This window comes from Clostridioides sp. ES-W-0016-02 (assembly GCF_020641035.1).
Classification (GTDB): Bacteria; Bacillota; Clostridia; order Peptostreptococcales; family Peptostreptococcaceae; genus Clostridioides.
In genome coordinates this window covers 1194860-1218563 of the sequence record NZ_CP061361.1, presented here as the reverse complement: position 1 = coordinate 1218563, position 23704 = coordinate 1194860, and the positions used below count along the sequence as shown (strand labels likewise).

At 27.8% G+C, this 23704-nt stretch carries 25 protein-coding genes; all 25 read right to left on the bottom strand.

Annotated features, from left to right (window positions below; all coding sequences use genetic code 11):
* Positions 1-79: 79 nt before the first annotated feature.
* The 25 genes from IC758_RS05955 to IC758_RS05835 all read right to left on the bottom strand — a co-directional run bounded on the left by IC758_RS05955 (position 80) and on the right by IC758_RS05835 (position 23698).
* Positions 80-946: a hypothetical protein gene (locus IC758_RS05955; protein ID WP_227434131.1), complete on the bottom strand. Its 867-nt coding sequence runs from the start codon at positions 944-946 to the stop codon at positions 80-82.
* 214 nt (positions 947-1160) lie between these two features.
* Positions 1161-2822, bottom strand: a complete 1662-nt coding sequence (gene recN / locus IC758_RS05950) for a DNA repair protein RecN (RefSeq protein ID WP_255630985.1) — start codon at positions 2820-2822, stop codon at positions 1161-1163.
* A gap of 37 nt (positions 2823-2859) precedes the next feature.
* Positions 2860-3672, bottom strand: a complete 813-nt coding sequence (locus IC758_RS05945) for a TlyA family RNA methyltransferase (RefSeq protein ID WP_227434129.1) — start codon at positions 3670-3672, stop codon at positions 2860-2862.
* 119 nt (positions 3673-3791) lie between these two features.
* Positions 3792-5651 carry a 1-deoxy-D-xylulose-5-phosphate synthase gene (dxs, locus tag IC758_RS05940; RefSeq protein ID WP_227434128.1) on the bottom strand — a complete coding sequence of 620 codons (1860 nt, stop codon included), beginning with the start codon at positions 5649-5651 and terminating at the stop codon, positions 3792-3794.
* 34 nt (positions 5652-5685) lie between these two features.
* Positions 5686-6123, bottom strand: a complete 438-nt coding sequence (locus tag IC758_RS05935; protein WP_227434127.1) for a divergent PAP2 family protein — start codon at positions 6121-6123, stop codon at positions 5686-5688.
* Between the two features lie 29 nt (positions 6124-6152).
* The gene (locus tag IC758_RS05930) at positions 6153-7040 is read right to left on the bottom strand and encodes a polyprenyl synthetase family protein (protein WP_227434126.1); all 888 of its coding nucleotides are present in this window, start codon (positions 7038-7040) and stop codon (positions 6153-6155) included.
* A 2-nt stretch (positions 7041-7042) separates the two neighbouring features.
* The gene (gene xseB / locus IC758_RS05925; protein ID WP_227434125.1) at positions 7043-7258 is read right to left on the bottom strand and encodes an exodeoxyribonuclease VII small subunit; all 216 of its coding nucleotides are present in this window, start codon (positions 7256-7258) and stop codon (positions 7043-7045) included.
* A 1-nt stretch (position 7259) separates the two neighbouring features.
* Positions 7260-8465, bottom strand: a complete 1206-nt coding sequence (xseA, locus tag IC758_RS05920) for an exodeoxyribonuclease VII large subunit (protein ID WP_227434124.1) — start codon at positions 8463-8465, stop codon at positions 7260-7262.
* Positions 8462-9574, bottom strand: coding sequence for an O-sialoglycoprotein endopeptidase (locus IC758_RS05915; protein WP_227434123.1), 1113 nt, complete (start codon positions 9572-9574; stop codon positions 8462-8464). The genes xseA and IC758_RS05915 overlap by 4 nt, the downstream gene beginning before the upstream one ends.
* A complete protein-coding gene (nusB, locus tag IC758_RS05910; RefSeq protein ID WP_227434122.1) occupies positions 9558-10064 on the bottom strand; it encodes a transcription antitermination factor NusB in 507 nt (168 codons plus the stop codon). Before nusB ends, IC758_RS05915 begins: the two co-directional genes overlap by 17 nt.
* An 84-nt stretch (positions 10065-10148) precedes the next feature.
* A complete protein-coding gene (locus IC758_RS05905) occupies positions 10149-10511 on the bottom strand; it encodes an Asp23/Gls24 family envelope stress response protein (protein WP_227434121.1) in 363 nt (120 codons plus the stop codon).
* Positions 10512-10620: 109 nt separating this feature from the next.
* Positions 10621-11310 (bottom strand): SpoIIIAH-like family protein, encoded by a 690-nt coding sequence (locus IC758_RS05900; RefSeq protein ID WP_227434120.1) that lies wholly within the window; start codon positions 11308-11310, stop codon positions 10621-10623.
* A gap of 26 nt (positions 11311-11336) precedes the next feature.
* Positions 11337-11891 (bottom strand): stage III sporulation protein AG, encoded by a 555-nt coding sequence (locus IC758_RS05895; RefSeq protein ID WP_227434119.1) that lies wholly within the window; start codon positions 11889-11891, stop codon positions 11337-11339.
* Between the two features lie 11 nt (positions 11892-11902).
* Positions 11903-12514 (bottom strand): stage III sporulation protein AF, encoded by a 612-nt coding sequence (locus tag IC758_RS05890; RefSeq protein ID WP_227434118.1) that lies wholly within the window; start codon positions 12512-12514, stop codon positions 11903-11905.
* Positions 12515-12573: 59 nt separating this feature from the next.
* The gene (spoIIIAE, locus tag IC758_RS05885; RefSeq protein ID WP_227434117.1) at positions 12574-13779 is read right to left on the bottom strand and encodes a stage III sporulation protein AE; all 1206 of its coding nucleotides are present in this window, start codon (positions 13777-13779) and stop codon (positions 12574-12576) included.
* 100 nt (positions 13780-13879) lie between these two features.
* Complete coding sequence (spoIIIAD, locus tag IC758_RS05880) at positions 13880-14257, bottom strand: stage III sporulation protein AD (RefSeq protein ID WP_227434329.1); 378 nt, start codon at positions 14255-14257, stop codon at positions 13880-13882.
* 24 nt (positions 14258-14281) lie between these two features.
* Entirely contained in the window at positions 14282-14479 is a 198-nt protein-coding gene (gene spoIIIAC / locus IC758_RS05875) for a stage III sporulation protein AC (protein ID WP_009888937.1), read from the bottom strand.
* Between the two features lie 16 nt (positions 14480-14495).
* Positions 14496-15017: a stage III sporulation protein AB gene (locus IC758_RS05870; protein WP_227434116.1), complete on the bottom strand. Its 522-nt coding sequence runs from the start codon at positions 15015-15017 to the stop codon at positions 14496-14498.
* Positions 15007-15975 (bottom strand): stage III sporulation protein AA, encoded by a 969-nt coding sequence (gene spoIIIAA / locus IC758_RS05865; RefSeq protein ID WP_227434115.1) that lies wholly within the window; start codon positions 15973-15975, stop codon positions 15007-15009. The genes IC758_RS05870 and spoIIIAA overlap by 11 nt, the downstream gene beginning before the upstream one ends.
* A gap of 199 nt (positions 15976-16174) precedes the next feature.
* Complete coding sequence (locus IC758_RS05860) at positions 16175-18160, bottom strand: fructose-1,6-bisphosphatase (RefSeq protein ID WP_227434114.1); 1986 nt, start codon at positions 18158-18160, stop codon at positions 16175-16177.
* A gap of 89 nt (positions 18161-18249) precedes the next feature.
* On the bottom strand, positions 18250-18789 hold the full coding sequence (locus tag IC758_RS05855) for a GNAT family N-acetyltransferase (protein WP_227434113.1): 540 nt from the start codon (positions 18787-18789) through the stop codon (positions 18250-18252).
* Between the two features lie 207 nt (positions 18790-18996).
* Positions 18997-20310 (bottom strand): APC family permease, encoded by a 1314-nt coding sequence (locus IC758_RS05850; protein ID WP_227434112.1) that lies wholly within the window; start codon positions 20308-20310, stop codon positions 18997-18999.
* 21 nt (positions 20311-20331) lie between these two features.
* The gene (locus tag IC758_RS05845) at positions 20332-21057 is read right to left on the bottom strand and encodes a gamma-glutamyl-gamma-aminobutyrate hydrolase family protein (RefSeq protein ID WP_227434111.1); all 726 of its coding nucleotides are present in this window, start codon (positions 21055-21057) and stop codon (positions 20332-20334) included.
* A gap of 35 nt (positions 21058-21092) precedes the next feature.
* Positions 21093-21338, bottom strand: coding sequence for a TIGR03905 family TSCPD domain-containing protein (locus IC758_RS05840; RefSeq protein ID WP_227434110.1), 246 nt, complete (start codon positions 21336-21338; stop codon positions 21093-21095).
* Between the two features lie 359 nt (positions 21339-21697).
* The gene (locus tag IC758_RS05835; protein ID WP_227434109.1) at positions 21698-23698 is read right to left on the bottom strand and encodes a sigma 54-interacting transcriptional regulator; all 2001 of its coding nucleotides are present in this window, start codon (positions 23696-23698) and stop codon (positions 21698-21700) included.
* Positions 23699-23704: the final 6 nt, after the last annotated feature.

Below are 23704 nucleotides of genomic sequence, written 5' to 3'. Positions count from 1 at the left end.
ATAAAAAAATAGAGTATAAATAAAATTATAGATGTTTTATTTATACTCTATTTTATTGATTAAATTATTTTAAATATATTTATTTCTCTAAATCTTCCAAACCAACACTTATATCTTCAGTTATATCTTTTATATATTCTATTCCATTATTGTATGTAAGCTTTGCTTTGATATAAATTATATCATTAATATCCTTTTTAGGAAAATTAGCCTCATAATTTACTTGCTCTCTATCTATATTATCATCTTTACTACCATTTGATAATTTAGCAGACTTAGCTTTATATACAGTATCACCTTTACCTTCATTTACAATAATATCTACATTTTCTAACTTTATATCATCATAAACTTTATTTTTTGATTTTTCACTTTCATGATTAAATAAATTGCTGTTTTCCAATATTTCAATAAAGTATTCCTTATTGTCCCTTATTCCATAATTAAATACAGGTGGTTCAGGCATATAATCAGACTTAGTCAATTTTTGAACATCTGAACTTTCAGATATTGTACCACTTGTAACTACTTTATAATCATATTCACTACCTGTAGTTATTTTTATTTCACAAGTATATGATAATTCCCCATGCTTTGTCATCTCAGTCTCATTCCATTTATCACTATCTGCTTTATACATAAAGATTACTTTTCCATCCTTGCCAAGTTTGCTCAATTGTGTATCTACATCAATTACACATTCGTCTTTTTCTAATTTTTTAACTTTTAAATCAATACTTTTTGTTATATAACTTTTTGACATTTCTTCATTAATTATATTGCTAATATCTGACTTAGTATTCATAATTTCTTGTGATAAATAATCTAATTTATCATTAGAAGTGTCAAGATTATTCTTGATACTATTAATAGTTAATAAAATATACCCTAATACTATAATAACTATGATTATAAAAATTAAGTGCATAGTATTTTTTTTATTCATTTAATACCCCCCCACTACTACTTTAATACATAATATTATACTCAAAAACTTAAATTTTTTACAGTTACAAGTCTATACAAGATTTATTTAAATTATAATTTTTATTTATTTTTGATATCCAGATAAAATATTTTAAAATATTTTCATCATAAAAAATAGATGTAAAGTATCTAGATTAAATATTCTCTACATCTATTTAAAATAAGCTCTTTCACTAACACTTTTTAGCCATTTCAATAATTTCGCTTGCATGTTCTATAGTTTTTTCTGTTATATTATTACCTGCTATAAGTCTTGCAATTTCATTTTTTCTTTGAGATTGATTTAATTTCTTAACATTTGTAAATGTTCTATTATTTGAAGTATCTTTTTCTATACAATAATGGGTATCTGCATTTGCAGCAATTTGAGGTAAATGAGTTATACATATTATTTGTTTTTTCTTTGCTATATCACTCAATTTCTCACCAACAATTTGTGCAGCTATGCCACTTATCCCTGTATCTATTTCATCAAATACTAAAGTATCTATATCATCTATATCAGCTAATATAGTCTTAAATGCCAACATAAATCTAGACATTTCACCACCTGATGCAACTTTATATATAGGTTTGATATCTTCTCCTAAATTAAAAGATATCATAAATTCAATATCATCTATTCCATTTAAAGTAAATGAACTTTCTTCAAAATTGACTTTGAACATTACATTTTTCATATTTAGACTCTTTAATTCATCAAGAAGTACTTCCTCTAATTGAATTGCCACTTTATTTCTTGCTTTAGTCAGTTTGCTAGCTTTTACTTTTAGCTCTTCTTCTATTTTTATTAATTGATTTTTTAATTGTTCAACTCTTTCATCTCTATTTAATATCTCATCTAGTCTATCTTTTGTCTTTTCATAATATTCAAATATAGCTTCTATACTATCTCCATATTTTCTTCTTAAGTTATTAATCTCATCAATTCTAAGTTCAATCTGTTCTAATTCATAAGGTTCAAAATCTATATTATCTTTGTAATTTCTTATATCACTAGATATATCTTGTAGTTCATACATTATTCTTTCTATAGTTTCACTATATTCACTTAAAACACTGTCATATTTAGATATATCATTAAGCTCTTTAGATGCAATACCTATCAAGTCAATAACATTATATTCACCATTATGTAATTTACTGTAACTTAAGTTTAAATTATTATATATCTTTTCACTATTTCTATAGACATCTCTTTGTTTTAATAAATCTTCATATTCATTTTTATTTAAATTTGCAGCCTCAATTTCATTTATTTGAAACCTTAATAAATCTATTTCTCGTTGAATCTGCATATCATCTTTATTTTCTGTTAAAGAGTTCAAAGCTCTCTTTACTTCGCTGTATTTGTAATAAATTTTTCTATAATCATCTTTAAACTTATCTAGTTCATTTTCTCCAAATAAGTCTAAAAATTTTAAGTGTGTATCCTTATTGAATAAAGCTTGATTTTGATGTTGACCATGTATATCTATAAGTGTAGATGCAATTTCCTTTAGAAAAGATACTTTAACAGTCCTTCCATTTACTCTAGCAGTACTTTTCCCATCTGAATATATCAATCTAGTTATAACCAATAAATTATCATCTTCTATACTTATATCATTTTCATCTAATATCTTTTTTAGATACACGTTATCTGAGAAAAATATAGCTTCAACAAGTCCCTTATCTGTACCTTTTCTTAGAAAAGACCTGTCATATTTCTCACCTAGACAAAGTCCAAGCGCATCTATTATTATAGATTTTCCTGAACCAGTTTCTCCCGTAAGTATATTTAAGTTTTTATCAATACCCAGCCTTAGTTCTTCAACTAAGGCACAATTTTTCATATATAATTCGAGGATCAAGTCTAAGCCCCCTTTTATTCTATTTATCTAAATTATGAGAAGCCTCAACGACTTCCACTATTTTTTTGTCATACATATCACTATCAAATTCATATCCTTCATTTCCATTCTTTAAATGAATTAGATATTCTATATTTCCTTCTGGACCCTTAATTGGAGAAAAATCTAATCCTAAAATTTCAAATCCATTTTGCACTGAAAAATCAGAAATCATTTTTATAACTTCTATATGTGTAGATTTTTCTCTAACTACACCTTTTTTACCTACCTTTTCTCTTCCTGCTTCAAATTGAGGTTTTATCAAGGCTACAATTTCTCCATTATTAATAACTAATTCTTTTGCTTTTGGAAGTACTAGTTTCAATGATATAAAAGATACATCAATTGATGCAAAATCTGCAAATTGCTTTGTATCTTCTATTGTTACATTCCTTATGTTTGTTCTTTCCATACACACAACTCTATCATCTTGTCTCAATTTCCACGCAAGCTGACCATAACCAACATCTATGGAAAATACTTTTATAGCTCCATTTTTTAGCATACAGTCTGTAAAACCACCCGTAGATGCTCCTATATCCATACATACTTTTCCATCAATAGTTAAGTCGAAGTTCTTCATTGCTTTTTCAAGCTTTAATCCACCCCTACTAACATATGGTATTGGGTTTCCTTTTACTTCTATAGCACAATCCTCTTTTACTTCTGTACCTGCCTTATCACATCTTTGATTATCAACAAAAACTAATCCAGCCATTATTGCTTTTTTAGCTCTTTCTCTACTTTCAAAATGCCCTTGCTCTACTAACAATAAATCTATTCTTTTCTTCATAAAATTACCTTTCTGTTAAAAGCTACTTTAATATTGACTAAAGTAGCTTGAAGTAACACACTCGATATTTATTCTAAGTGACAAATTTTAAATTTTATATTAAATCTAATCCATATTATTTATATTAACTCTCTTACTTTATCAGCAATGCACTTTGGCGATAATCCTACAAAATTATATAGTTCATCTGCATTGCCATGTTTTATAAACTCTTCTGGTATTGCTATATTAAGTATATTTACTTTATATCCATTATCTATAATAAATTTACTTATTCTACTTCCAAATCCGCCAGTAATAACATTATCTTCTACTGTAACTACATTTTTATGATTCTTAAATAAAGTATGCAACATATCTTCATCCATAGGCTTTAAAAATCTAGCATTAACTATTGTTGGATTTATACCTTCTTCTAACAATATTTCTTTAGCTTCTAGAGCATGTTTCACCATATTCCCAATAGAAAGTATGACTGTATCTTGTCCATCATCTAATATCTCATATTTTCCTAACTTAATTTCTTTGTATTCTCCTTTATTTAGGTAATAACTATTTCCTCTTGGATATCTAATTGCCAATGGAGAATCCAATTTTAATGATAAATCCATCATAAGTTCCATTTCTCTTGTATCTTTTGGAGCCATCACTACAATATTTGGAATAGAATTTAAGTAACTTAAATCAAACATACCATGATGAGTTTCACCATCATTTCCAACTAGACCAGCTCTATCTATAAGAAAAGTAACTGGTTTTTTTGTTATACATACATCATGAATAACTTGGTCATATGCTCTTTGTAAAAATGATGAATATACAGCAAAATAAGGCTTCATACCATTTTTTGCAAGACCTGCCGCAAACCCTGTTGCATGTTGTTCAGCTATACCAACATCATAATATCTTTTTGGGTAAGCACTTTCAAATAAGTTTAATCCTGTTCCAGATGGCATTGCAGCTGTTATAGCTACTATTTCTTCGTTTTTGCTAGCCATCTCAACCAATTTTTCACCAACACTAACCGACATAGACTTAACTTTAGAAGATGTTACACCTGTCTTTATATCAAACTTTGATACTCCATGATATTTATCAGGTTGTTCCTCTGCAAATTTATATCCTTTTCCTTTTTTTGTAATAACATGTAAAAGCACAGGGCCTTTTTTATGTTTAGCTTTTCTAAGTGTTTCTATTAATTCTTTAGTATTATGACCATCTATAGGACCATAATATTTTATACCTAATGAATCAAAAAATGAACAATCTTGAGGAGAAAAACTATATATTAATTTGTCCTTAAATCTATGTGCAGTCTTAGATAAAATTTCACCTGTTGATGTAACATTTAAAATCTTATCAACTTCATCTGTCATTTTAACAACTGTTGAATTTCTTATAATACTTGATAGATATTTAGACATTCCGCCAACATTTTTATCTATAGACATCTCATTATCATTAAGAATTACTATCATATTAGTATTTATATATCCCAATTGATTTAAAGCTTCAAGTGCCATACCTCCAGTTATAGAACCATCTCCAATTACAGATATAACACTATAGCTTTCTTTTTTTATATCTCTAGCACAGGCAATACCTGTTGCCACAGAAATAGATGTACTGCTATGTCCTGTGTCGAAAATATCATGAGGACTTTCACTCTCCTTTGGAAAACCACTTAGTCCGTTGAATTGTCTTAAAGATACAAAACAATCTTTTCTTCCAGTAACCATTTTGTGAACATAAGACTGATGTCCTACATCCCATACAAATTTATCTTTAGGGCTGTCAAACACTTTATGAAGTGCTAATGTTAACTCAACTACACCTAAGTTAGAAGCTAAGTGTCCTCCTGTCTTGGAAACAGATTTTACTAAAAACTTTCTTATATCCTTTGCAAGTAAATCCATTTCTTCTATGCTCATATTTTTTATATCTTTTGGAGAATTTACTTTATCTAAATATTTATACATATTATCCTCACCTTTTATTTTGTAAATTTTAAATTTACATCAATATTAAAGCTGTTACTATACCAAGTAAAGCTCCAAACCAAACCTCTAGTGGTGTGTGACCTATTAATTCTTTTAATTTCTTCTGCTCTATATGCTTTCCATGTTGAAGGTCTGCTACCATCTGATTCAATATAGTAGCTTGTTTCCCAACAGCACGTCTAACACCTGCTGCATCATACATTATAATCAGTGCAAGCACAGTAATTATAGCAAAATCAGTAGAATTAAACCCTTTTTCAATGCCTACCACTGTAGCTAAACTTGTAACAAAAGAACTATGAGAACTAGGCATACCTCCTGAAATGAGTATTCTTGAAAACTCAATTCTCTTTCCCTTCCCAGTAAATATCTTTATAAATTGTGCTAAGAAACAAGCAATAAGACTTATTCCCAAAGCCCCATTGTTAAAAATCTCCGAAAAAAAGTTCATTTTTCCCTCCTCGATTTTAGCTGTATATTTTAATATTCTCTATCTATTATATATTCAGCCAATCCCTTTAAAAAATCTACATTGTCAGATAATTTTTCTATACTCTTCTTTGCCTCATCTATTAAATTATGTGCAATTTCTTTAGATTTATCTAATCCTAAAAGAGATGGATATGTTGATTTATGATTCTCTATATCACTGCCAACTTTTTTCCCTAATTTTATTTCATCTCCCACTATATCTAGTATATCATCTACTATCTGGAATGATAATCCGATATTTTTTGCATATTTAGTTATTTCTTCCATTTGTTCTGAATTTGCTCCACCTATAGTTGCTCCTGCTCTCATACATCCAACCATCATTGCAGCAGTTTTATTCATATGTATATAATCTAATTTTTCTTTTTCAATTTGTTTATTTTCACTTTCTACATCTACCACTTGCCCACCTATCATTCCATATATTCCAGCACCTTTAGCAATTTCATTTATAGCTTTTAGATATTTTTCTGGATTTTCTTTATTTATTGAACCTGCAAGCATAACTTCAAAAGCATAGTTCAGTAAAGCATCTCCTGCTAAAATTCCCATTGCCTCTCCATATACTTTATGGTTTGTTGGTCTTCCTCTTCTTAAATCATCATTGTCAAGAGCTGGTAAGTCATCATGTATAAGTGAGTATGTATGTATCATTTCAATTGCAATAGCAAAAGGTATAGCTTCTTCTTCATTTCCTCCAACTACCTTACAGGCTTCTAGTGTAAGTATTGGTCTTAATCTCTTACCTCCAGCGCTCAAGCTGTAGTTCATAGCCTCAATAACAGTTTTTTGATAACCTTCTTCTTTTGGCATATATTCTTTAAGTATATCTTCTATAAAACTTGCTTTTTCTTTTAAATGTTGTTTAAATTCCACTTTTATTCCTCCTCTATTCTAAAATCCTCTTCTATTCCTAATTGATTAAATTTACTTATTTTTAATTTTGCATCATCCAAAAGCTTATTACAATGTTTATAAAGACTAATTCCTTCTTCATATAAGCTTAAAGATTCATCTAAGCTAGCATTTTTAGATTCTAACTCATTTAAAATGCTCTCCAATCTTTTGTAAGCTTCTTCATAGGTTAAGTTCATATTATACCTCTTTATTTTCAATTTTATCTATTATACATTCTAAATTTCCATCTTTTAATACTATATCTATGTTATCTTCAGTTTTCAATCTTTTTATACTATTTATTACTTTTCCGTTTTTTTGAACTATACTATAACCTCTGTCCATAGTGGCTAATGGACTTAGGTTATGAAGTAATGCTCCAACCTTTATTAATTTTTCATCTTCTAATTTTAAATTATTTTCTATTCCAAAAATTATTTTATCATATATTTTATCCAATTGTATAACTTTATCTTTTATTATGTAAGAATCTAAATAGTTATTTATTTTATTAAACACTGATTCTAACTTGTATTGGTCTAATTCAACTTGGTTTATAAGAGACTTGTTAAGTCTGCTTTTTATATTCCCAAGTTTATATTTTATGTCATCTAATGATGGAGTTGCAATCTCAGCTGCTGCTGATGGTGTTGGTGCTCTCATATCAGACACAAAATCACAAATAGTAAAATCAGTTTCATGACCAACTGCTGATATTATTGGAATTTGAGAGTTAAAAACTTCTCTTGCTACCATTTCATCATTAAAAGACCAAAGTTCTTCTATTGAACCCCCACCTCTACCAACTATAATTGTATCCACATTCTTCATATGATTAAAAAATCTAATTGCTTCACATATTTCTTCTGCTGACCTATCTCCTTGAACAGTTACTGGATAAAGCTTTATATTGACCTTTGGATATCTTCTTTTTATTACATTTATTATATCTCTTATAACAGCTCCTGTTGGAGATGTTATAACTCCAATTGAATTTGGCATTCTAGGGATAGATATTTTGTATTTGGAATCAAACAAACCTTCTTTATTAAGTTTTTCTTTTAATTTGTTAAATTCTATGTGTAAATTCCCAATTCCCTCTATTTCAATTTCATTAATATATAATTGATATGCACCATCTCTTTCATAAACTGATATATATCCACTAGCTACAACCTTTACTCCATTGTCTAATTTTAGATTACGATTAAAATTACTTTTAAAAATTACACAGTTTAGCTTTGAAGTTTCATCCTTTAACGATAAATAAACATTTCCACTGCTATGTATTTTAAAATTAGAAATTTCTCCCTTAACTTTAAGATTAGAAAGTATTGGGTCATTTATTAAAATTCTTTTAATATATGAATTTGCTTCACTTATATCTAAAGCTCTTAGTTTCATATTTTTTCTCCTAAAAAGTTATTCAATCCTATTATAGCACACCCAACAGCATTATCAGTTGAATATTGTGGCTCTGTAAAATGAGCTTTTATACAATTTTTACTTAGTTTTAAACTTAATTCTTTGAGGATATACTTACTTGCAGAAACTCCACCTGCAAAAACTACTTCTTCTACATTGTAAGCTTCACATAAATATATTAAAGATTTAAACATGTTTCTAACTACTGAATCCAGTACTAATTTAGATATATATTCTTTTTTATTTTTACTAATATTATCTCTATTGTCATCTATAATTTTATTCACCTGATTTTCTAATCCAGATAAATTCATATATCCCTCTCTTACAGAAGTTTTTAGACCACTTTCTATTTTAAGATTACAATTTAAAGCATTTTCATCTAGATATTTTCCTGAAGGAAATTTATATCCTAGCTTGACACCTATTCTATCTATAAGTTGCCCAAAGCTAATATCTTTACTTCCTCCAATTATATCTATATTATATCCAAAATTATTGTATAACTTACTTTTATCATCTTTTTTAGTATTTATTTTAGCTATTGCATCTAAGTTTTTTTTATTGCTTATTTTAGTTATTACATCTAAATCTTTGTTATTTGCATCATAATTATTATCATGCTTAGTTATTAAAAGTATCTCTGTAGTGCCACCTGACATATGAACAGAAATAAATTTGTTATTATTTTTTAATTTACTATTTAATAAACTAGCCTCAATATGATTTTCCTGATGAGTCGTTTCATAAAATTTACATCCATGTATACTTGATAATAACTTTCCAAAATTGTACCCAACATTAAATACAGGCATGTATGAATTTTCAACTGGTCTAGGCTTAATAGATGAACAAACTCCCTCTATGACAAATTTGTCCCCAAATGATTTTATCCTATCACTAAGTAATCCTAAATTATTTATGTGTTGAAACACAGCTTCACTTTGTCTCAATCCTTTTGAATTTTCCTTTACTTCTAGCATTATTTTTTCATTAAAAATAACTTTTTTATCTAAAGAGATAGCTGCTATAGAAGTAGTATAGCAGCTAGTATCAATTCCAATTATTATATTATTGTTCAATTTCATCAACAACACTTCCTAATATTCCATTTATAAATTTAGGAGATTTATCATCACAATATATCTTTGCAAGTTCCACAGCTTCATTTATTGATACTTTATTAGGAGTCTCTAAATAAACTATTTCACACACGGATAATCTAAGTATAGACACATCTACCTTTGGCATTCTATCTACTGTCCAATTTTTAGCATGCTTATTTATTAATTCATCTATCTCATCATGATTCTCTCTTAGTGCTTTACATACTGTATTTATATATTCTCTATCTACTATATCTTCAAGTTTAGTATCTTCTAATTTTAATTTTGCATTATTTGAGTACTTAAGTGTAAGTTCTTCATATCTATTTATAATATGTTCTGAATTATCTTTTAAGAAAGAATCCACTTTATAGTCTAAACCTTCAAACTCCTCTTTATTAATATTTATTTGGTATATAAGTTTCATTATATATTCCCTTGTTGTACTTTTTTGTGCCCTATCTTTTTTCATCAATTAAAATTCTCCTTTAAGTTTAATTATCTATATAAAATCAAATGCCAACAAAAAACCCTCTGACTTTTCAGAGGGCTAATATTAATTTTTCTTAGTTGCTTTTACTTCTTCTTTATCAACTTTATCTTTCTTAAAGCTGATTCCTTGAATGTGTATATTTACTTGAGAAACCTTCAGTCCTGTCATTGTCTCAACAGTATTTTTTACATTTTCTTGAACTTTAAAAGCTGTATCTGGTATTGACATGCCATATTTTATCATAACCATTACGTCTAAATTAACATCCTCTTCTTCTATTTGTATCTTTACTCCATTATTTTTTAACAACTTATCTGTTAATGTTGCTGTAGTTTCTATGCCCTCAACTTCTAATGCTGCTAAACCAGCTATTGTAGCTATTACATCATTAGATATTTTTACTTGTCCAAATTTATTATCTTCCATATTAAAACTTACCTCCTGATTTTAAGGAACTATTTTTATAAGTATAATAATACCAAATACAACTCTACTTTGCAAGAAAATAACCTCAGTTAATTCTGAGGTTTATATTTTACTTAGTATTATTATTTGTAAGTTTAATATTTTCATACTTTACATTAGCCTGTTCTGCAACCAAATCAAATATTTTTGCTGCATCTTTCTTATCTAATTTAGCTTCATTTACAACAACATTGACTTTGCTATCACTTATATAAACTAATGCTTCTTCATATCCCTTTGTACTCAAAAGATTTTCTATTTGAAGCTCCTTTTCTTGAGTTTTAACTATATTTAATTTCATATTAGAAGCTTCTTTTCTAGATTCCTCTGTTGTAGATGGATTATTTATCATTTCATTTAAATCCTGAACTAATTCATTTCTTTGTTTTTCTCTGTTCATTTTCATATCTAAAATATAAGATGCTTTTTTCATATTCTTTTCAGATGATAATTGAGCTTTTATTTCTTTACTTGTTTCAGTTACTTTTTCCTTAACCTTACTAGCCTTACTATCAACTATATCAATGTCAGCACTCTCTTTGCTATTTTGTTTATCTGTAGCATCTGAGTCTTCTTTATTGCTACTATCACTATCATCAGTAGTATTCTTCTGTAATTGAGCTTCTTCATATGCTTTAAATTCTTTTGATGTTTCTAGTAAAGATTTCTTACTAAGTTGATAATTTACTGTTCCTACTATTACTAACATTGCAGTTAAAGTTATTATTACAAATCCTCTTCCCTTATAATTAAACTTCATTCATTTATCCCCCCGGTTATATGTATTTATTTAGAATATATTTCTACTTGATGACCTGCTACTTGTAATGATGTTTGAACTGCACTATAAAGTGTTTCTTTGACATTTGGATTACTAGCTCCACTTGCTACTACTATCACTCCTTTTATCTTTGGCTCTGTAGTTTTTATAACTACAGGGTCACTTGAATTTGAAGTTATCATTGTTTTATTTTCACTTGAAGTTGTAACTGTTCTTTCTCCACCTTGTGCATCTTTCTCCTCTGTTGTTTCTGTTGTTTGGTTTGAGTTAAAAGCAGGTTGTATTTCTTCACTTGACTCAAATGTAATCATTACATCAACATCTCCTGCTCCATCAATTTTAGATAGTATTGTTGTTAATTTTGATTCTAAATCGTCTTTTTCATGTTCCTTAGCAACTTGTTTTTCAGTCTTTTTGTCAGCATCTGTTTTTCCAACTTTTTCATCAGTTTTGCTACTTGGAAAACAAGATAATAGTACTAATGATACCACACATATTCCAGCTATAGTTATTAGTGAATATACCTTTCTCTTATCTTTGTCGTTTAAGTTTTTAAACATTCTTCCAACTCCTATTTATCAATTTGTATAGTTTCTATAGAAACATCAAGCACTTTTATTAGGTCATTTTTTAGTTTGTCTTCATTTAGATTCAGTCCATACTCTGTACCTTTTTTAAAAACTTGTTTAGAATTTTCTTTGTCATTAGAGTTTATGCTATCTTCATCTCCTTTAGTACTATTATTTTCATTTTCTTCATCACTATTGCTCTTTGACATATTATTTTTTTCTTTTATTTTTATATTATTTATATTTGCACCATTAAGCTCTATATCTTCTAAATCATAACCATATTCATCAAGCTTTAGCTTAAGCACTTCTTTCAAACCATCTTCATAGCCCTTAGATAAGCTAGTATTTCCAGTCTCTTCTGCTAAAGCATTTGTACTATCTACATATTCCTTATTGTAATTTCCCATAGATTTTAAAATTCTATCTTCTAAGCTCATGTCTTTTGAAAAAAATCCTACCACTGGAGTTATTACAATAAATACGAATATAAAATTTAACACCAAGTTCACATACGGCTTTATCTTGGAACTAGGTAAAATCATATCAACTATATTTACTATAAATGCTCCTATTAAAATACTAACTATCCATGCCTTTATGCCCTCTAACATAGCATCCTCCTCTCTAAAATATTTAGATTAAAAGTAATTACTCTTTATTAATCTATACATTATCCTTGACTTACAACACTTATCGAGGTCAAAATAGCTACAGTCACAAAGAACATTATTGTTATAGCAATTACTGATGCTAACATTATTATCATTAGATTTGCAACTTCATTTAAAAAATTTGATATTCCATCTTCTCCAACAGGCTCTACAATTATTGCTGCCAATTTATATACCACTATGACGGATAAAATTTTTATCACTGGAAGCAAACAAATCCCAATGAGTAAGATAAGCCCTATTCCACCAAATATATTTTTTATAAGTTGAGATGAAGATAGTAAAATATCCACAGAATCTGATACAAATCCACCAACAACTGGTATAAAGTTACCTATAGCAAACTTCGCAGTTTTTACACTGAATTTATCAAAACTAGTTACATATAAGCCTTGTATAGATACAAGTCCTAAATATACAGTAAACATAGCCCCAATAGAAACATAATTTATTTGTTTGACAAAAGAAAAAAATCTTTTTAGCCTTATGTTTTTTGATAAATTGTTTATTATTAGAATTCCAAATGCAACAGTTACTGATACAAATAAAAATTTCTTGAAAAATACATTTATAAATGTCACTCCTCCTATAAAAATAGGATTCAAAGTAGTAGATGTTATTGGAAATCCAATTAAAAGTAAAAATGTTATTAGTATTGGCATTATAACTTGCATAAGACCTACAGTATGGTCTATTGCATCATAACAAATTTGTAGTACATCTTTAAATCCAATTAAAGTGAGCGATACCATTGTAATAAATATTATATACGTTGCTATTTGACTAACTGCACCTGATGAAAAAGAATTCTCTAAACTTTTTAAAATAGATGACAATAAAGCTAATACTAAAATTACTGCTACTACCTTTAAACTTGCTTTAAACTCATCAAACATCAATATCTTCAGTCCATCTTTATTAAATAAATCTAAAATATTTTTTTCTCCACTAATTAGGTCTTTTACAAACGATTTTAAATTAACATCATTAATAACTATTTCTTTATTTATATAATCTTGAATTTCATTTATATCTAACTTGTCTAACTGACCATCAATATATTTATCTATGCTACTCTTAGCTTCACCATATTCTTTATCTTCGCTACTTGGAACCTCATTAGCAAATATTATAATGGCAAAGATATTTACAAAAAAGAAAGTCAATACAAATCCCATAATCATTGGTAAAAATCTTTTTTTCATAAGCAACCATGCCTCTCTTCACTCTATAAACCTCAATACAACAAAATATCCTTTAAATAACAACTAATATATCTATAGCTATCTACCTTAATATAAATAACTATGGAATTATATTCACCACCATTTCTACAATGGATAAAAGTATAGGGAAAGACATTGACATAACTATTATTTTTCCTCCAAACTCTAGTTTTGAAGCAATGTTTCCTTCCCCACAATCTTTACAAAGTTGTATTGCAAATTCCATTAAATATGCTATTCCTATTAATTTTATTATTAAAGATATATACATAGTTGGAATATTAGCTTTATTAGCTAAATCTTGTATACTATCTATTATAAAATTTAGCTTAAACATAACTGATAATAATATTGTTACTCCAGTTATTATTGCTATGAAATTTGCTATTTCTGGTCTATCTTTTTTTATTACTAAACAGAGTGTAGTTGAAATGATTGCAATTCCTATTAATTGCATTATTTCCAAATTACTCCCTCCTCTTTAGTAAAGTTGAAACATTGTTCTTACAGTATTGAATAAATCACTTATTTCTGTTATTACCATCCCCAACACGATTATTACACCTGCCAAAGTAGTAAGCCCTGCCCAATCTTTTCTGTCTGTTTTTTCCAATATCATATTTAATACTGATATTAGAATACCTACACCTGCAACCTTTAATATCAATGATATCTCCATAATAAACCTCCCCATATTAAATCAATATAATACATATACCTATGCCTATAAAGGTTACTAATTTTTTATATAGCAACCCTTTTTTACTTATGTCTTCTTTTGTTTCATAGGTTTGTTTTTTCAGATTTTCTATAGATAAATCTATCATTCTTTGTTGGGACTCTATATCACTTTTTCCCAATGTAAGAATTAGATTTTTTAATTCCTCAATTTCTTTACTTCCAAGATAAGTTTCTTTAACTAAAATTTCAGTATTCTCTGATATTATTTCTTCTAAAGTTTTGCTTTGTTCATTGTGAAGTTCTTCTGAAATTTGATAGAAAAAATTCCAAAAACAAAAGTCTTTATTGCATCCTATCCTTCTAAAAATTTCTTCTAATGTATAAAGCCCAAAAGATAAATCCATCCTTAATATTTCTAAAACTCTTATTAAATCATTTAGTTGTTTGTGTCTTCGTGTATAGGTTTTGTATATATGTTCACCTATCAAATAACTACTTCCTATTAGGAGTGCTATAATAATTATCTTAATTTGCAAAGTACCATCTCTTTTCTTCTAAATCATAAATTTTTTCAATTGTCCCTGCACCTTTCTTAGCAGAAAGAATTATAACTTTTTTAAACAATTCTTTGTCTAAGAGTCTGTTTAACTCTTTTCTATTTTGTATATCTTCCATTGAATCTCCATGTACAGTAGTTATTAATCCAATACCTCCATTTAATGCTGTATATAATGCCTTTATTTCTTTCTCACTTCCAATTTCATCTGTCACAATAACATTTGGCGACATTGACCTTAAAAGCATTGTAATACCCAACTCTTTTGGGCAAGTTTCTATTATATCAGTCCTTATTCCAACATCCATCTGTGGAGCACCTAAGTAAGCTCCTGCTATCTCATTACGTTCATCTACTAGTGCTACCTTCAATCCTTTAAATCCATATTCTTCATTACCATTACTTAAATTTCTTACTATATCTCTAATTAAAGTTGTCTTTCCACATTGAGGTGGCGATATTATCAAAGTATTATTAATTTGATTTTTACCTTTTATGATATGACTTAAAATCTTATTTGAACATCCTATGACTTCTCTTGATACTCTTATATTTAAAGATGATATGTGTTTTATATTTTTGACTTGTCCATCTTCTACTATTACTTTTCCAACTAACCCTACTCTATGGCCTCCTCTCAAAGTTATAAACCCTTTTTTTATATCATCCATAAATGAATGTATTGAGTATTTACATATTATTTGAAAAGTTTGCTCTATATCTTCCCTTGTCACTATATATGAATTGTGCTGATTTAAATCAAGTTCCATAGTTTTTTGATTATAAAAATAATCTTTAGAGTTTGCATTTAGTATCAATGGTTTTTGTGAACGTAATCTAATTTCTTCTATGTTTAGATTATTGTCTGAGATTTTTTCTACCTTCTCTCTTATGTTTGTAGAAAGAGAGTTTATTATTTCATCTGAAAGTTTATTCATTTCTTGTCCTCCTCCTTTGTTTATATAATTCTATTTATAAAGGACAAGGAATATTACCAAAACCTATATAATTTTTTTAATAATATTTATCTATAAAAAAATGAATCCTATTGTTTAGGATTCACTTAATAAGTAAATTATTATAAAAATAAAAACTAAGACCACTCTCAAGTATAGAGTTATCTTAGTTTTTTATTATCTACATTTCTTTTATTAGCCCTTTTTTATAGGCCATTAAAAGCAATTTTAAGTCTTCTATTTCTTCTTGTATTTTTACACCCTCATCAGTATCTCTCACCATTTTTCTCTTTGCCTTATGCTCTACTACAACAGTTGTCGATAAGATATCGCTTTCATTTGCAATAGCCTCTTCAGCAGAATTAAAGGGTTCATGTGATACTAGTTGTAAAGTTCTTGAATTATATATCAAAGTGTATCCAGCTATACCAGTAGTTTTTTGATAGGCTCTAGAAAAACCACCATCTATAACAAGAATTTTTCCATTAGCTTTTATTGGACTCTCTCCATTTTTACTTTCTACAGGAACATGCCCATTTATTATATGTGATTCATCAAGTTCTAAATCAAATTCTTCAAATATTCTTTCACAAGCAACATCACTTTCTCTAAGCTTAAAATATGGATTCTTATTTTCTTTATGAGTCTCTTTTTCTGCTATAAAATATCTTTCAAATGTAGTCATATCGTCTTTTCCAAATAATGATGAACATTTTCCAGTCCACAAATACCACATAATATCCATACCATATAATTTTTCTTCTGCTTTATCTTTAAAGAAAAAACCTTCTCTTGCTAGAGATTCCATCTTATCCATAAGGATTTTACCTTTATACTCTTTTCCCATTATATTCATAGACATAAAGCTTCCATCTTCATTCAATGGGACACATCCATGAATTAATAAATTTGAGTTTGCCTTTAAATATATACTTCCTTTAGAAAATAAAAATGAAACATGCTTTTGTAATTTTTCGCTACCTCTAAATGAAGACACTAATTTTTCAATAACATTTTTTTCTTCAATACTCAATTTATATGGGTCTTTTTTGTCTATTGTAGGCAAATAAGTATCTTTTAGTTTATATGTTTTTCCTTTTAAAGTAATTATTCCTTCTTCATAATTTATCATGTTAAGCAAAAGCCTATGCTCCATTTCAAACTCAGGTCTTCTCTTTATCACTTCACCTTCAAGTTTAAATTGAATTATACTTATTGCCTTATGCATTTTTGCCATTAAAGACTTTTCTGTTGTTGTCACACTTTGGTCATTAATCTTAGGAATAAATTCTTTACATGGGTCATCTTTATACATTTCTATTGCAAAAGTAGCTAAAGGTAATAGATTTATCCCATATATATCTTCTACGATATCTAGGTTTGCATATCTAGCCGAAATTCTAAGTGCATTTGCTATACAAGTTTTTTCACCTGATGCTGCACCCATCCATAGTATGTCATGATTTCCCCATTGAATATCTACACAATGATGTTCAATAAGCTTATCTACAATTATATCTGGTCTTGGACCTCTATCATAAATATCACCTATTACATGTAGTCTGTCAACAACTAACTTTTGTATAACCGTGGAAATTGCAATTATAAACTCTTTAGCTATACCTATATCAACTATTGTCTCAACTATACTTTTATAGTATTCTTCTTTATGTTCACTTTTAATATGTTCATGTAAAAGTTCTTCTATTATGTATTTAAAATTTTCTGGTAAAAGTTTTCTAACTTTTGACCTAGTGTATTTGCTGGAAGCATACTTACAAAGTTCTATAAGTCTATAGATATTTATTCTATAAAAATCATCTATATTTTCCTCTTGTTTAATTATTAAGTCTAGTTTTTGTTCAGGATAGTATACAAGAGTTGCTAGCATCTTTTTTTCACTATCTCTTATTGTATTTGAAAATAATTCTTCTATTTTTCTCTTTATTACACCAGAACCATTTTTTAAAACATGTACAAATGGCTCATATTCGCCATGTACATCTGTTATAAAATGTTCAGTTCCCTTTGGAAGATTTAATATAGCCTCTAAATTTATTATTTCTGTACTTGCTTTCGATATGCTTGGATATTGTTTTGATAATAACTTTAAATATTTAAGTTTACTATTTAAATATTCATCTGATATTTTACACAGATTTTTCATAATTCGTCCTCCAAAATTATATTAAGTTATATTCTTTTTTTAATTATACCATACTTAATATGATTTTTTCGAGATAAAATGTACACTAATTATATTCCTAATAAAAGTGACATCCCTATCAAATCAGTATAAACACCATTGTAATAACATTCTTTCTTTAATATACTTTCTACTTCAAATCCGACTCTTTTGTATAATTCTATAGCATTATGATTTTCTTCATTAGTAACAAGAGTTATTTTCTTAGTTATTCCATTTGATTTACACCATTCTATAAGGTCTAACATAAGTCTTTTACCTAATCCAGCTCCCCAGTATTTTTCTTTAACAACAATTCCTAAAACTCCAACATGCTTTCCTTTTGCTTTTTGATTGGAATCAATTGTAGCAATACCAGCTATCTCTCTATCTATAAATGCAATTAATTTTATTGAGTTATCAGATGCTTTTGCTGACTCTATAGAATTTTCTTGGTCTTCTAAAGATATTTTATATTCATCTTTCCCAAATGAAAGAAAATGAGTTTCCCCACCTACTTCATTATAAAAATCTATAATAGCTTGGGCATCTTCTTTTACGCCTTCTCTAATAGATACTTCTATACCATTCTTTAAAGTTATTTCTGACATAAATTTACCTCCTAACAAGTTTTTTATCTAATAAACATAATACTATTATTTTACATCTATTACAATATTTTTCATGTATTAATAACAATATAAGGTTATACTAAAATAAAAATTTAATAATATTTTAATATAACCTTATATATATTTATTTATATTCAATTTTTTGATAATATTCCTCTGCTAGTTAAATAGTATTTACAATATAATTTAAACAACTTTCTTTAAATCTTCTCCATAAACTTTTCTGTTATAAGACTTCATTATAAAGTATAGTGGTACTCCAACTGCTAATGCTCCTAATCCCATAACTAATTGGTGCATAGACGCCTGGAATAATAACCATGTACCAACACACACTGCAATTAAAGGAATTACTGCTCCAAATGGAGTTCTAAAAGTCCCTACTAATTCTGGTCTTTTCTTTCTAAATACTAACACTGATAGAGAAGTAGGTATATATTGTATAAATCTAGCAACTGCACTTATTGCTGCTAATTCAGCAAAACTTCCAGACAAAGCTATTGGTATAGTAATTATCATAGTTGCTATTATTGCTACATATGGTGTACCATTTTTATCTTTCCTTGCAAACATTCTTGGTAACATTTTGTCATCAGCTAAAGCTACACAGCTTCTTGGATTTACAAAAGCACCACACATACAAATTCCACCAACAGAAACTAATGTCCCAAAAGTAACTAATCCTGCACCCATATTTCCAAAACATATTCTCGCCGCATCTGCAACAGGAGTAGCTGTACTGGATAATTTATCTCCTAAAATACCAACACACACAACTTGATTTAATATATATATTATTGATGCAATTACTATTACACTTATAATTGCTATAGGTATATTTTTTTGAGGATTCTCCATATCTTCTGCTGCTACTGCTATAGATTCAAACCCTGTAAATGAATAAAACATTAAAAGTGCTGCTGCTCCAAATTCTGTAACTCCTGCTCCTGGTGGTACCATCGTTGAATTAGTAAAATTAGCTCCTTTTATAAAAAATACACCTATTACTATAAATAATACTAATGGAATTAGCTTACCTACTGTTATAACATTTTGTACAATTTTTGATAAAGATACTCCTAATAAATTTATAATTGTAAGTCCAACTATCATAGCTACTATTATAATTTTTTGTATATGTGGGTCACCTGCAGGAGCCCATACTGCTGATAAAGATGTAGGAAAACCTACTATTAACGCTCCCCAAGAAATACATCCTATTACCCATTTCATAAGACCTACTTCAAATCCAAAAAAATCTCCAAATGCTTCTTTGGTGTACACATATGCAGCACCATTTTTATTAAATTTACCTGCCACTTCAGCAAAACAAAACGCCATAGATAAAACTAATAGCATATCAAACATATATACAAATATACTCGCAACACCAAATGCCTTCATTGCGTTTCCTGGTAATAGGAAAACTCCTGCTCCTACAACCGCATTAATACCTAAAAGTATAATACTTATTAATCCCATTTTATTTTTTTCGTTCATGTTTAATCCCCCCAAGGTATATTATAAAGTTGAACAAATATTTACGAAATATTTAAATAACTTTTCCATTTTATTACAATAATCTACCATCATTTCTGGATGCCACTGTATTCCTACTACAAAATTTTCATCCTCTTTTTCAATAGCTTCTATTATACCATCTTTTGAGTATGCTATGGCTTTTAATCCTTCACCAAGTTGTTTAATACTTTGATGATGATAACTATTTGTAAGTAATTGTTTTCCTAAAATACCTTCTAAAATACTCCCGTCTTGAACATCTACCTTATGAGTAGCTACATGTCTTTTAGAAGATTGTGTATGTTTTATGTAACTTCCTTTAACAAGACTATTATCTTGATATAAAGTTCCACCTAGGCTTACATTTAATATTTGTAGCCCTCTGCATATACCTAGTATTGGCTTTTTAAGTTCTAAAGCTATACTTATAGCAATTAAATCAAATTCATCTACTTCGGGATATATAAACGTTGTTTCTTCTCTTGTTTCTTCACCATATAATTGAGGATTAACATCCCATCCTCCAGATATTAAAACTCCATCAACCATCTCAATCTGTCTCTTTATAACTTCTCTATCTGTATTTACTGGAATAATAACTGGGCTACCTCCTCCCTTCAATACTGCGTTTATATAATCATTATTTACATAGGATCTTTCAAGCCCAGGAAACATTCCATTTTCCATTATTATCAGATTTCCTAAAATACCTATTATTGGTTTCATAATTAAACTCCTAACTAGTTGATTGTTTTATGTACTTATTTTTTATTTATATAATTCTCTAATGCTAGAGAAAGTTGGTCTGGACAAGATGTTGGTTTTGTTTTACACTCTATTCCTTTTAGTTTTTGAATTACATTTTCTATATTCATACCTTCAACCAATACTTTTAATCCTTTTAAATTTCCATCACATCCACCAACAAAATTTACATTTGTAACTTTGTCATCTTTTACCTCAAATTCAATTTCTGTAGCACAAGTCCCTGTTGTTTTGTATTTCATAATTAAACCTCCCAATTATTTTGTTGTCTTATCTATATAGTTAGCAATATATATGCCAAAATTTATACTTTACGTTTATTTATTATTTATCAAGTATTCACAATGCTTCCATCAAATATTTTTTTATTTTTAGATATAAATACAAATTTTTTTGCAAATAAAAATAGGTAATGGGTTATTTACTTATAACCTATTACCTATCTAAACCTATTGTCTAAACCTATTTATATTTAATTTATTTTTATATGCTTTTAATATATAGTATTAAATGTTAATTTGAGCATAAGATGGTTTAACTTTTATATATATCTTTCCAAGTTCTAAGATATTTCTATTTAGAATCTTTTACTTTAATATACCTAATTCATATTATTGTAAAACTTTATACCTTCTTGTGTTATTTGACTTCCACATCTTCCAGATTTAGATGATATGTATCCACACTCACTCAAATAAGACAATACTTTTCTTACTTTACTTTCAGATATTTCAATACCCTCCTCTGTAAGTTTTTCTATTATAAAACCTCTTCCAACTCCAGAAGTTAAATCTTTTCTTTCATATAGTATTCTAAGTATATACTCAAATTCTTTTTTTGTATAACTAACCCCATCATCAAAGCTACTAATATATTCTGTCTTTATATAAGGTGGAAGGTCATCTTTAAAAACCATACTTTCACACATTAAACTTACATAAGAAGCAACATTTTGCAACTCTCTTATATTTCCTGGCCAATTGTATTTTTCTAAAATAACCTCAACTTCAGGAGAAATTTTTATGTCCTTTTCCAAAAAGAAATTCATGAGAGTTATTATATCTTCTTTTCTCTCCCTCAATGATGGTATGTCTATTGGTAGTACATTCAATCTATAATACAAATCTTCTCTAAATTTACCTTCTCTAATCATTTTAGGTAAATTTTTATTTGTCGCAGCTATAATTCTAACATCTATATTTATAACATTGTGGGAGCCTATAGGCATAACTTGTTTTTCTTGAAGTACTCTAAGTAATTTTGTCTGTAATAATGGAGGCATATCTCCAATCTCATCTAAAAATATAGTTCCATTGTTTGCAAGTTCAAATAGACCTTTTTTCCCTTCTCTTAATGCTCCTGTAAAAGAGCCTTTTTCATAGCCAAATAACTGACTTTCTAATAAGCTATCTGGAACTGCAGCGCAATTAACTGCTATAAAAGGCTGATTACTTCTATTAGAGTTATTGTGAATTGATTGGGATAATAATTCTTTACCAGTTCCACTCTCTCCTATTATTAAAACAGAAAGGTCTGATTTAGATATTTTTTTAGCTAACTCTATACACTTTGTCATCCTCTTATTCTTAGTTTTTATATCTTTGAATGTGTACTTTGCTATTTGACCTTGCTCTCTTAATTTATTGGTAAGATTTTGTTCTAATTTTTTTATATAGGTTATTTCTTGTAAATTGTAGTATATACCAGCTTTATTACCCATAGAAAATATATTTTTTTTATTTACATTTATATATTTCTTATTTGTAAATACAACTTCATCAGCAATTTCTTTATCTTCAAGTAAAATATCCAAATCTTTAGAGATAATATCTTTTATGTTTTTTCCTCGTATATTTCTGTCTATACCTAAAATTTTTAATACTTCTTTATTAAATGTATTTACAACACCATCTATTGAAGTAAATATTATTCCATCCTTTGACAAATTTAATATAACATCTTGTTCTTCTATTTTTAGAAATAATTGTCTATAATTGTCTTTGACACCATTATCTAAGCTTATTAGACGTTCAGAATATACCATCAGATTTTTTCTTATTTCCTTCACATCAATTTTAAGCCCATTTATTATCTCTATAAAAGTAGATATATCAATGTATCTATTTCCTAAATCAATTACCTTATTTATATAATTTGGTACTTTTTGGGTTACTCCAGGTGTTATGGCTATATCTATATTTTCATAGGTTTGTCCTTCAATATATGGAGTAAGCTTTAAATTTTTTACTCCTATCTTATAAAACAGACTTATTGTTTCTAAAGTAGTTTCTTTTGTGTCATTTACAACTAATACTTCTGTTCCATATGGTATTGAAAACAATCCATATATTTCTTTTTCTTTAAGAGTTCTTCTCACAACTATAATTTTACTATCTTGTACTAAATGCTTTCTCATGCTATTTAATCTGTCATCATTCATTACTAAAACAAAATCACCTTGTATTTTATCATCATCTTTTAAATTTTCTAAATAATAATGATTTATATCAAGATAATTTTCTAAAACTAATCGTATATTTTCTTCCAAGAAAGATGATAGTTTAGTTATCTTATCTGTTACTATAGCTATTGACTGCTTCATATTTAT